Here is a 12,435-nt window from a genome sequence, read left to right as displayed (position 1 = left end):
AAGAAAGTAAAGCGATTCCTCAGAACCATCCTAGAAGCAAGCACCAGAAAGGAGGAAGCTGTTCTGATTGGAGAGCAGCACTTGATGTGAAAGTCATACGAATTATTTTGCAAGTGTTGATATTATATGTATTTTTTATGATCGGGGAAGCCATTCAGCATCTGTTTCATTTACCCGTGTCAGGAAGCATCGTTGGATTGGTATTGCTTCTGATCTGCTTGGGCCTCCGTATTGTTCCTGTCTCCCTCATTGAAGACGGAGCAGGGTTTTTATTATCCTTCCTTCCATTGTTGTTCATCCCGGCAATGACAGGAGTGATAAACTATCCGTCTCTCATTTCATTCAATGGCCTGATGCTGCTGATTACAGTCGTTCTCAGCACCATCGTCACGATCATTGCGGCTGGATTCGCCAGCCAGCTATTAGAGAAAAAAGCAAAAAAACGGGAGGAGAAAGAGAAATGCAGCAAGCATGTATCGCGATCATTATAATTCTTTTAACAGTTGCCGCTTATTTAGCGATGGTCAAACTCTATAAGCGATTCCCGCTTCCATTTCTGATCCCCGTTCTCACAACGACCATTTTGATTGTAGCGGCTTTGATGATGTTCCATGTTTCCTATGAAGGCTATATGATCGGGGGGAAATGGATCAATTCTTTGCTTGGGCCGGCTGTTGTGGCGCTGGCCTATCCGCTTTATAAGCAATGGCATATCATTGTCAAACATTGTGTTCCCATTTTAGGCGGCGTCCTGGTCGGCTTATGCATGGGAATGATCAGCGGGCTGATCTTCGCAGAAGCATTCGGGATTGATCATGATCTCTTATTATCCATTCTGCCAAAGTCGATCACAACCCCTGTCGCTATTCAGATCGCCGCCGGTCTTGGCGGCGTCCCTTCCATGACAGTCGTATTTGTCATGATTGCGGGCTTTTCAGGCGTCATCCTCGGGCCGCTTTTCCTAAAATGGCTTCGCATACGCAGCTCCCTTGGACAAGGCATTGCATTAGGCAGCGCCTCCCACGCACTGGGTACCTCCAAAGCATTGGAATATGGGGAACTGGCCGTATCCATGAGTTCCGTCTCCATGACGCTTTGTGCGGTGCTCGGCTCATTCTTCGGCCCGCTCGTCGTCTGGCTGTTTCATATTTAACAAAGAAAGACTGCCCCGGGGGAGGGCAGTCTTTTTCGTTTAAGAAGCAAAAAAATCAATCAGCGGCTGAAAGTCCTTAGATAAATCAACATCATTCGGTTCTGCTTGAAGCAGGCGGTCAATCATACGCTCCAGCTCCTCAACATCATTCTTATCCGTATATTCAATGAAGTTTAAGCTTTCAAGCCAATCCCGATATGAATGTTTGGCTTTGCCATAGCTGTTTCCAAAGACAAGGCAAGGTGTTTTGGTGATAATCGAGAAAATCATCGCGTGAAGGCGGTCGGTAATCACCAATTTACTGGAGCCGATGCGGTCCAGCATCTCCATAAAATGCTTTTCACGATCAGCGTAATCGATGGTGTCTACCGTATCCAGCACCGTATCGGTACGCTCTGTGTAAGTTGTTTTTTCTGCCCATTGCTTCATCTGTGAAATAAAATCTTCGTCAGTCACTTTCTCCTTATCCGCTCTTAAAATAAAGAGAACGCCGTCCCGCTCGAGCTCTCGCGGCACAATATCCAAGGAAAGCACCATGTCCGGTGTAAAGATCACATTGGAGTTGAAGGTCTCTTTCACAACATCCAGTGTTTGCGTCTCACGCGCAGCAATCGTTAAGTTTGTATTTTGATGGTACGCATCCTGTGTTTTTTTCTTTTCCTTCTGTCCTTCCTCTGTATCCTCAAAATAAACGGATTGTGGCAGAGAAATTGATTTGTAGTCTTTAAATGCCGAAAAGACCTTTCTTCTGTCTTCCTCAATATCAAGATAAAGGTTTCCTAAGTTCCCTCCGCCTGTAAAGCAGACAATATCGTCTTCACGAATGATCTCCTTCACCAGTTCAATGCCCTCATCCGTCGCATAATCCATAATCTCAATGTATTCATAATACGGAAAATGATTTTTGATAAATTTCTCTTCTGCATACGCAATCGCTTGGTCTCCAATGTTTGTGTAACTAGGGGAACCAAACAAAAATACTTTTCGTTTATCATTTAACAGAGCTTCCGGCTCCACATTTGGCGCAATGCCTTTTACTAGTTTTTTGCCTTTGATTTCTTGTACAGTCATATCTGCGTCCTCCTTCTGGGATGAATTCCTCATTGTGTGTTAACTGTCTCTACCCAAAAAGAAGGATGGCTATGCATTGGCATGTGCATCGGCTATATCAGAAACATCGTTTTCGCCAATTTGATAGACGCTGCAATGTCCCGCGCCGTTCTTTCCATATATTCCGCGGCATGTTCAAACGCATCTTCTAGCGGCACGGCTCCGGGGACGATGCTGAAAAGCGCATCGATTCCGTGTTGATAGACGGCATCACTGTCACGTGATACTGATCCCGCAATACCGATGACAGGCACATCGTATGATTTAGCCGCCTTGGCTACGCCGATCGGCGTTTTTCCATGAACCGTTTGGCTGTCGATCCGTCCCTCGCCGGTAATCACAAGATCTGCATCCTGAACGATACTTTCAAAATCAACCGCTTCAAGGACAATATCAATGCCTCTTTTCAGGTCAGCCTGAAGATAAGTCAGCAGGCTCCATCCAAGACCGCCCGCTGCACCGGCGCCCTCTGTATCTCGGAAGGTTGATCCGAGCTCTTTTTCTGTCATATCAGCGAAATGGCTTACGTTCTGGTCTAGTACATCCAGCATGTCGGCCGTCGCGCCTTTTTGCGGTCCGAAAACAGCCGTAGCGCCCTTTGGTCCTGTTAACGGATTGTCCACGTCACAGGCAACTTCCAGTTTGACATTCCGCAATCTGGAATCAAGCCCGCCAACATCTATTGATGCAAGCTGAGATAACGCGCCGCCCCCCGGGCCAATCTCGCGACCTGAGTTATCAAGAAGCCTTCCGCCCAATGCCTGAATCATCCCGGCTCCCCCGTCGTTCGTGGCGCTTCCGCCGATTCCGATGATCAATCGCTCCGCTCCCGCATCAAGAGCTGCTCCGATTAATTCTCCCGTTCCCCTTGTTGTAGTGATGAGCGGATTTCGCTTATCTACAGGCACCAGATGCAGCCCTGAAGCAGCAGCCATTTCAATCACAGCTGTTCTCCCATCTCCCATCATGCCAAAGAAAGCTCTCACCGGTTCCCCCAGCGGCCCTGTGACAACTTGCTCTATGATCCTTCCATTGGTCGCATCGACCAGAGATTGAACGGTTCCCTCGCCGCCATCCGCCACCGGCAATTTTCTGTAATCAGCACCCGGAAAGACCGATTTGAAACCTCTTTCTATCGCTTCGGCTGCCTCCAGAGCTGATAAGCTTTCCTTAAAAGAATCAGGTGCAATGATGATTTTCATCCAGATCGCCTCTTTCCAAACATGATTCACTTATGCTAGTTATCTCCAATGTACCATATTCCATTTAGAAATAAATACCATAATGATTGGGAAAAATTTTATTAAAAATTAGAAATGAAAGTGTTTGCATAAAAGAAATATTCACGTTATCATACTTGTATACAAGTATACTTCTTGAGTGAGGAAGGTGAGTGTATGCTAGACTCCAAAGACCTGTTGTATCCCGCAAAATGGCTCTCAAAAGCGTCAACCGGAGTTCGTGTCGCATACGAGCTGAGAATGCGGATCGTTTCAGGCCTGATTGAAAGCGGTACCATTTTATCAGAAAATACAATCGCCGCTGAGTTTTCAGTAAGCCGTTCGCCGGTTCGCGAAGCGCTAAAAATACTCGCATCCGAAAAAATCATCCGCTTAGAACGAATGGGAGCGGTCGTAATTGGTTTAACTGAGAAGAAAATCGCGGAAATTTATGATGTGCGGTTACTATTAGAAACATTTGTCTTTGAACGGCTTGTCAAAATAGACATTGAGCCTTTAGTTAAGGATCTCAGCAAAATTCTTGAAATGATGAAAGTCTCAATCAAATATGAGGACGCTGACGAATTTTCATTTCAAGATGTGCTGTTCCATGAAACCATTATCCGAGCGATTGATCATTCATACATTCAGATGATCTGGAACAATCTAAAACCCGTCATGGAAAGCTTTATTCTTTTATCGATGCGGGTACGGTTAAAGGAAAAGTATGAAGACTTCACAAGGATCTTAGATAACCACGAGCTTTATATTCAAGCCATCAAAACAAAGGATAGGGCGCTGATGATTCAGTCTCTTCACCAAAACTTTGATGATGTGCAGGATAAGGTAGAAGACCTATGGCTCTCACAACAAATGCTGGCAAAAGGAGCTGAATACAACAATGACTAGTTATATGTTAGGAATCGATATCGGCACGACAAGCACAAAAGCTGTGCTGTTCAGTGAAAACGGAGATGTGGTACAGAAAGAAAGCATCGGCTACCCGCTCTATACACCGGACATCTCAACAGCAGAACAAAATCCGGAAGAGATTTTTCAGGCAGTCATCCATACAACAGCGAGAATTACAAAACAGCATCCCGAAAAACGGATCTCTTTCATTTCGTTCAGCAGCGCCATGCACAGCGTCATTGCAATCGACGAAAATGACAAGCCGCTGACGCCATGCATCACATGGGCCGACAACAGAAGTGAAGGCTGGGCGCATAAGATCAAAGAGGAATTGAACGGACATAAGGTGTACAAACGGACGGGAACACCGATTCATCCGATGGCACCGTTAAGTAAAATTGCCTGGATCACGAATGAAAGGAAAGAAATCGCTTCCAAGGCAAAAAAATATATCGGCATCAAAGAATACATTTTTAAACAGCTGTTCAATGAGTATGTCATCGATTACTCATTGGCATCAGCGACAGGCATGATGAACCTGAAAGGCTTGGCTTGGGACGAAGAGGCACTGCGCATCGCAGGCATCACGCCGGATCACTTATCCAAACTCGTGCCGACAACCCAGATCTTTCAGCACTGCAGCCCGGAAATAGCGATCCAAATGGGAATCGATCCGGAAACGCCTTTTGTCATCGGCGCCAGCGACGGCGTGCTGTCCAACCTCGGCGTCAACGCCATTAAAAAGGGCGAAATCGCCGTCACCATCGGTACAAGCGGTGCCATCCGGACGATTATTGACAAGCCGCAAACCGATGAAAAAGGGAGAATTTTTTGCTATGCCTTGACGGACAAGCATTGGGTTATTGGGGGACCTGTGAACAATGGGGGCATCGTCCTTCGCTGGATCAGAGACGAGTTTGCCTCCTCCGAAATCGAAACAGCGACACGGCTGGGCATTGATCCATATGACGTGCTGACGAAAATTGCCCAACGCGTCAGACCCGGTTCTGACGGTCTGCTGTTCCACCCATATCTCGCCGGAGAACGCGCTCCGTTATGGAATCCGGATGTACGCGGCTCATTTTTCGGCCTGACCATGTCTCATAAGAAAGAGCATATGATACGCGCGGCATTGGAAGGCGTCATTTACAACCTGTACACGGTGTTCTTGGCGTTAACTGAATGCATGGATGGCCCGGTAACCCGCATCCAAGCGACAGGGGGATTTGCAAGGTCGGAGGTTTGGCGCCAAATGATGTCGGATATCTTCGAATCAGAGGTTGTCGTCCCGGAAAGCTACGAAAGCTCATGTCTCGGCGCCTGCATTTTAGGCCTGTATGCAACAGGAAAAATTGACTCATTCGACGCCGTGTCTGACATGATCGGCAGCACATACAGACATACGCCGATCGAAGACTCAGCCAAGGAATACAGAACATTAATGCCGATTTTCATCAATCTATCAAGATTATTAGAAAATCAATATACACAAATTGCAGATTATCAGAGGGGCTTAATCACACACAAATAGTACATGACATGAAGGGGAGGGCATTACCATGCCGTTAATCATCGTTGCACTTGGGATCTTAGCATTACTATTTCTGATTATGGGCTTAAAATTAAACACATTTATTTCCCTGCTGGTCGTATCGTTCGGCGTGGCACTGGCACTCGGGATGCCGTTCGATAAAGTTGTCAGCTCCATCGAAGCAGGAATAGGGGGGACTCTTGGCCACATCGCGCTCATCTTCGGACTCGGTGCGATGCTGGGCAAGCTGATCGCGGATTCAGGAGGCGCACAGCGCATTGCGATGACGCTCGTCAACAAATTCGGTGAGAAAAATATTCAATGGGCCGTTGTAATTGCCTCATTCATTATTGGGATTGCGTTATTTTTTGAAGTAGGACTGGTTCTATTAATTCCGATTGTCTTTGCGATTTCAAGAGAATTGAAGATTTCTATTTTATTTCTCGGAATCCCGATGGTCGCGGCACTATCCGTCACACACGGTTTCCTGCCGCCACACCCGGGACCTACGGCGATCGCCGGTGAGTATGGCGCAAACATTGGAGAAGTGCTGCTGTACGGCTTTATTGTTGCTGTTCCGACAGTGCTCATCGCAGGGCCGTTATTTACAAAGTTCGCGAAAAAAATCGTTCCTGCATCATTTGCGAAAAACGGCAATATTGCATCACTCGGCACACAAAAAACGTTTAACCTTGAAGAAACACCCGGCTTTGGAATCAGTGTCTTTACTGCAATGCTCCCGATTATCATCATGTCGGTCGCGACCATTATCGACCTGCTTCAAGAAACAATCGGGTTTGCAGATAACGGAATTTTAGCTTTTATCAGATTGATTGGAAACGCATCGACTGCTATGATTATTTCGTTATTGGTCGCAGTCTATACAATGGGCATCAAGCGCAACATTCCAGTCAAAACCGTGATGGATTCTTGTTCAACTGCCATTTCACAAATCGGCATGATGCTTTTGATCATCGGAGGAGGCGGCGCCTTCAAACAAGTGCTGATCAACGGCGGTGTCGGCGATTACGTAGCAGACTTATTCAAAGGAACGGCATTATCGCCAATCATTCTGGCATGGCTCATCGCGGCGATCCTGCGCATTTCTCTAGGCTCAGCGACTGTTGCCGCACTAAGCACAACAGGTCTGGTCATTCCGTTATTGGGCCATTCTGATGTTAACCTGGCGTTAGTCGTACTCGCAACAGGAGCCGGAAGTGTCATCGCTTCACACGTCAATGACGCCGGCTTCTGGATGTTCAAGGAATACTTCGGATTAAGCATGAAAGAAACATTCGCCACATGGACATTGCTGGAAACCATTATTTCCGTTGCTGGACTGGGATTCATTTTATTGTTAAGTTTAGTTGTATGAAATTAAGAAGGAGCTGTAACACATGTTCAATACGATTGGTGTCATAGGCTTAGGCGTAATGGGAAGCAACATCGCCTTAAACATGGCAAATAAAGGCGAAAACGTCGCTGTCTATAATTACACCAGAGATTTAACGGACCAGCTTATCCAAAAGCTGGATGGACAATCTCTCAGCCCGTATTACGAGCTTGAGGACTTTGTTCAATCGTTAGAAAAACCAAGAAAAATCTTTTTGATGGTCACAGCGGGAAAACCCGTAGATTCCGTCATCCAATCATTAAAGCCTTTGCTTGAAGAAGGCGACGTCATCATGGACGGAGGAAACTCCCACTATGAAGACACAGAAAGAAGATATGACGAGCTGAAGGAAAAAGGGATCGGCTACCTGGGAGTCGGCATTTCCGGCGGTGAAGTCGGCGCATTAACAGGGCCTTCCATCATGCCGGGCGGAGATCGCGACGTCTATGAGAAAGCCGCTCCTATCCTGACGAAAATCGCAGCCCAAGTCGGAGATGACCCTTGCTGTGTCTATATCGGACCAAAAGGGGCAGGGCACTTTACAAAGATGGTGCACAACGGCATTGAATATGCAGACATGCAGCTGATTGCAGAAGCGTATACGTTTCTAAGAGAAACGCTTCGTCTGCCGCTAGATGAAATTGCATCTATTTTTGAAACATGGAATCAAGGTGAGCTGAAAAGCTATTTAATAGAGATTACAGCTGAGATTTTACGCAAAAAAGACGAAAAAACAGGACAGCCTCTGATCGATGTCATCCTTGATAAAACCGGACAAAAAGGCACTGGGAAATGGACGAGCATGCAGGCGATTGATAACGGCATCCCGTCCACGATCATCACAGAGTCCTTGTTCGCCCGCTACTTGTCATCCTTAAAAGAAGAACGGATGGCAGCTCAAGACGTATTAGCAGGCCCGGAATCCGAAGAAAAACACTTGGATAAAGACACCTGGATTGAATACGTCAGACAGGCTCTTTACATGGGGAAAGTATGCGCCTATGCACAAGGCTTTGCCCAATATAAGATGTCATCTGAGCTTTACGGCTGGAATCTGCCGCTCAAAGACATTGCCTTGATTTTCCGAGGCGGCTGCATCATCCGCGCTGATTTCCTAAACGTGATCAGCGAAGCATTCAGTGAGCAGCCAAATCTGGCTAACCTGCTGATCGCGCCTTATTTCACAGATAAGCTCCATGCCTATCAAACAGGCCTGCGAAAAGTCGTTTGCGAGGGTATCAGCACCGGAATCTCTTTCCCATGCTTAACTACCGCGCTCTCTTATTACGACGGCTACCGCACAGGGCGTTCCAATGCGAACCTCTTGCAGGCGCAGCGCGATTACTTTGGCGCTCACACGTACGAACGGACTGATATGGACGGCGTTTTCCATACGAATTGGTCTGAATAACCTGTCATCAAAAACACGGTCAGTTTCAACTGAACCGTGTTTTTTTCATCTATGATTTCTTCTATCTCAAACAACAGAAGACATAAGTTATGTTTTAAATATCATAAACAGTGATACAATAATAGCTAGAAACAATCCCCAAGATCATCATGTGATAGCATGCTTGCTGTTCCGTTCTTTCTGCTATTTGTTTATTGAGAAAAATGATCAAACGATTTGCCCCTTGCTCATTGTGTCATAAAATGTTCAAATGCTTAAACGGACTGACATTCTGATTCACAAAAGTCCCGGAAAACCTTGTCTAATTGAGAATCAACCCTTATTAATATTCTCATTTGCTATAAAAGGGATGCCTAAATCTTTCCTGTCACACCTTAAATAAAACGAAAAAAAGAATGATATTCATGGGGTTATGGCTTGACAAAAAATATATATTAATTAATAATTCATATATAATTAGAATTATTATTGAAAGCACTTATGCTTTCTAATACATTTTTAGGAGGAATATACATTATGTCTTTAATCGGTAAAGAAGTACTTCCATTCGAAGCAAAAGCATTCAAAAACGGTGAATTCATCGATGTAACAAACGAATCTCTGAAAGGCCAATGGAGCGTATTCTGCTTCTACCCAGCAGATTTCTCTTTTGTATGCCCAACTGAGCTAGAAGATCTTCAAAACCAATACGCTGCACTTAAAGAATTAGGTGTTGAAGTATACTCTATCTCTACAGATACTCACTTCGTACACAAAGGCTGGCATGACAGCTCTGAAAAAATCGGCAAAATCACTTACGCTATGATCGGTGACCCATCTCAAACGATCTCTCGCAACTTCGATGTTCTTGACGAAGAAACTGGTCTTGCTGACCGCGGAACATTCATCATCGATCCAGATGGCGTCATCCAAACTGTAGAAATCAATGCAGGCGGTATCGGCCGTGACGCAAGCAACCTTATCAGCAAAGTAAAAGCAGCACAATACGTTCGTCAAAACCCAGGTGAAGTTTGCCCGGCTAAATGGGAAGAAGGCGGCGAAACTCTTACACCTAGCCTTGATCTAGTAGGTAAAATCTAAGGAGTGCATTCAATTGGTACTTGATGCAAACATCAAAGCACAATTAAATCAATATATGCAGCTAATTGAGAATGATATTGTTCTCAAAGTTAGCGCAGGCGAAGATGACACTTCTAAGGACATGCTGGCTCTCATTGATGAGCTGGCTTCCATGTCATCAAAAATTTCAGTTGAAAAAACTGAATTAAACAGAACGCCAAGCTTCAGTGTCAATCGTGTCGGAGAAGACACTGGCGTTACATTCGCCGGTATCCCTCTGGGCCACGAATTCACATCATTAGTCTTGGCATTGCTCCAAGTGAGCGGCAGACCGCCTAAGGTAGACCAAAAAGTCATTGATCAGGTGAAAAAGATCAGCGGTGAATACCACTTTGAATCTTATATCAGCCTGACATGCCACAACTGTCCTGACGTTGTACAAGCTTTAAACATGATGAGCGTGCTGAACCCGAACATTACGCACACGATGATCGACGGTGCAGCATACAAATCAGAAGTTGAAAGCAAAAATATCATGGCAGTGCCGACCGTTTACCTGAATGGCGAATCCTTCGGAAGCGGCCGTATGACGCTTGAAGAAATTCTTGCGAAATTGGGCAGCGGCGCAGATGCATCTGAGTTTGCTGACAAAGAGCCGTTTGACGTTCTTGTTGTCGGAGGCGGACCTGCTGGCGCAAGTGCAGCCATCTACACTGCGCGTAAAGGCATCCGCACTGGTATTGTCGCTGAGCGCTTCGGCGGACAGGTTCTCGACACAATGAGCATCGAAAACTTCATCAGCGTCAAAGCGACGGAAGGTCCGAAGCTTGCTGCAAGTCTTGAAGAGCACGTGAAGGAATATGATATTGACGTCATGAACCTTCAGCGCGCAAAACGCCTTGAGAAGAAAGATCTGTTCGAACTTGAACTTGAAAACGGCGCTGTCCTGAAAAGTAAAACAGTAATCCTGTCAACAGGTGCCCGCTGGCGCAATGTCAACGTACCTGGTGAACAAGAGTTCAAAAACAAAGGTGTCGCATACTGCCCGCACTGTGATGGGCCATTGTTTGAAGGCAAAGACGTAGCGGTTATCGGCGGCGGAAACTCTGGAATCGAAGCAGCGATTGACCTTGCAGGTATTGTCAATCACGTTACTGTGCTAGAGTTCGCGCCAGAACTGAAAGCAGACGAAGTCCTGCAAAAACGTCTCTACAGCCTGCCAAACGTCACTGTCGTGAAAAATGCACAAACAAAAGAAATCACAGGCGATCAGAGCGTTAACGGCATCACATACGTAGACCGCGAAACAGGCGAAGAAAAACACGTTGAACTCCAAGGTGTATTCGTCCAAATTGGTCTCGTGCCAAACACAGAATGGTTAGACGGAACGGTTGAACGCAACCGCATCGGCGAAATCATCGTCGACAAACACGGCGCGACAAGCGTCCCAGGCTTATTCGCTGCCGGCGACTGCACAGACAGCGCGTACAACCAAATCATTATTTCGATGGGATCAGGTGCAACTGCCGCTCTCGGCGCGTTTGATTACCTTATCCGTAACTAATACAGAAAGCCGCAATATTGCCAGATTGGCAGCATTGCGGCTTTTATATTTTGTAAAACAGAATACTTTACATAAACTGGTCTGAATCACCAAGGACATATTAAGAAGGCAGTATTTCTTCTAAACAATCTTCACTGATTTTATAAGATTTTGGTCTTCTGCTCGTAAGCTCCACAAATCCTTGCTCTTCTAAATAATCCATAACTTTATTAACAATATGTCTTGATTTACCTGATATTTTCATTAACTCTTGCACCGAAAGCATGACATGATCATTTACAAATACATTAATAGTGATGATGATATAGAAGAGTTCACGTTCATCCTTATAATCAACCCATTGATCACTTTTCATATAGTTTTTAATTCGATTAAGTTTCATTAAATTGAATTCAAGGTCTTCAATTATCCCTTTTTGTCCTGACAGAAGCAATTCCAGCATATTGATTAAATAAAAAGTCATCTCTCCTCGATTTAAAGGGGAGGGAATTTCCTCTAAAGCTTTGTAGTACTTTTCTTTATTCTTATTCACTGCGTAAGAAAACGTAATAGCTGAATACTTTTCCAAATAACTGGATAAATAACTCCCGACGATTAGTCGTCCTGTTCTACCGTTACCATCATAGAAAGGATGAATATATTCATAATAATAATGTGCAACCATATAACGATAAAGCTGTGGATGTGATTCATCATCCAAATAATCAATTAATGCATCCAATGCTTCTGTAATTTTCTGTTCGGAACTAATGCCAATATGAGTAGTTCTATTTCCGTCATTTACCTCAACATATCCTCTCCTAAAAAGCTCTCCATCCGGAGCATCCTCTGCCACGATCTCATCAGCTACCAATTCATCATATAATTTTCTGAAGTCACGAACACTCTTAAAAGAATCAATCTGATCTATAAATTGATATGTCTTCATTAGCCCTACAAATCGCTTATGTTGTGGTTCAGATTGTTCTAGCGCATTAAGAGCTTCTTTCAATTCTTTTTTTGTACTTCGAATCCCCTCAATTTCATTATTGCTCTGTGCTTCATTAATAATTAATTTATTAAAATAAGGTTTAACAACAAAT

General features: G+C 44.9%; 11 protein-coding genes. 8 read left to right on the top strand and 3 right to left on the bottom strand.

Annotated features, from left to right (window positions below; genetic code table 11):
• Positions 1-86 precede the first annotated feature (86 nt).
• Both RAC86_RS27135 and RAC86_RS27130 read left to right on the top strand, forming a co-directional pair.
• Positions 87-491, top strand: coding sequence for a CidA/LrgA family holin-like protein (locus RAC86_RS27135; protein ID WP_029726136.1), 405 nt, complete (start codon positions 87-89; stop codon positions 489-491).
• Entirely contained in the window at positions 461-1,153 is a 693-nt protein-coding gene (locus tag RAC86_RS27130; protein ID WP_003227015.1) for an LrgB family protein, read from the top strand. Before RAC86_RS27135 ends, RAC86_RS27130 begins: the two co-directional genes overlap by 31 nt.
• A 39-nt stretch (positions 1,154-1,192) precedes the next feature.
• Here RAC86_RS27130 and RAC86_RS27125 read toward each other — a convergent pair whose 3' ends face one another.
• Positions 1,193-2,224, bottom strand: coding sequence for a polysaccharide pyruvyl transferase family protein (locus RAC86_RS27125; protein WP_003242482.1), 1,032 nt, complete (start codon positions 2,222-2,224; stop codon positions 1,193-1,195).
• Between the two features lie 92 nt (positions 2,225-2,316).
• Complete coding sequence (locus RAC86_RS27120) at positions 2,317-3,465, bottom strand: glycerate kinase (RefSeq protein ID WP_080530001.1); 1,149 nt, start codon at positions 3,463-3,465, stop codon at positions 2,317-2,319.
• A gap of 195 nt (positions 3,466-3,660) precedes the next feature.
• Between RAC86_RS27120 and gntR the strand changes: the two genes are divergently transcribed.
• The 6 genes from gntR (at position 3,661) to ahpF (ending at position 11,353) form a co-directional block, all read left to right on the top strand.
• Complete coding sequence (gene gntR, locus RAC86_RS27115; RefSeq protein ID WP_003243132.1) at positions 3,661-4,392, top strand: gluconate operon transcriptional repressor GntR; 732 nt, start codon at positions 3,661-3,663, stop codon at positions 4,390-4,392.
• Complete coding sequence (gntK, locus tag RAC86_RS27110) at positions 4,385-5,926, top strand: gluconokinase (RefSeq protein WP_377886213.1); 1,542 nt, start codon at positions 4,385-4,387, stop codon at positions 5,924-5,926. Before gntR ends, gntK begins: the two co-directional genes overlap by 8 nt.
• Positions 5,927-5,954: 28 nt before the next feature.
• Positions 5,955-7,301, top strand: coding sequence for a gluconate permease GntP (gntP, locus tag RAC86_RS27105; RefSeq protein ID WP_003227006.1), 1,347 nt, complete (start codon positions 5,955-5,957; stop codon positions 7,299-7,301).
• Positions 7,302-7,323: 22 nt separating this feature from the next.
• Complete coding sequence (gnd, locus tag RAC86_RS27100) at positions 7,324-8,730, top strand: decarboxylating NADP(+)-dependent phosphogluconate dehydrogenase (RefSeq protein ID WP_029726133.1); 1,407 nt, start codon at positions 7,324-7,326, stop codon at positions 8,728-8,730.
• A 516-nt stretch (positions 8,731-9,246) separates the two neighbouring features.
• On the top strand, positions 9,247-9,810 hold the full coding sequence (gene ahpC / locus RAC86_RS27095; RefSeq protein WP_003236447.1) for an alkyl hydroperoxide reductase subunit C: 564 nt from the start codon (positions 9,247-9,249) through the stop codon (positions 9,808-9,810).
• 13 nt (positions 9,811-9,823) lie between these two features.
• A complete protein-coding gene (gene ahpF, locus RAC86_RS27090) occupies positions 9,824-11,353 on the top strand; it encodes an alkyl hydroperoxide reductase subunit F (RefSeq protein WP_072565565.1) in 1,530 nt (509 codons plus the stop codon).
• A gap of 100 nt (positions 11,354-11,453) precedes the next feature.
• On the opposite strand, the gene RAC86_RS27085 is transcribed toward ahpF, so the two are convergent.
• Positions 11,454-12,435: Fic family protein (locus RAC86_RS27085; protein WP_377886211.1), on the bottom strand; the 982-nt coding region annotated here is incomplete at its 5' end.

The organism is Bacillus sp. LR_5, from assembly GCF_042709275.1.
This window is presented reverse-complemented; position numbering and strand designations above follow the sequence as displayed.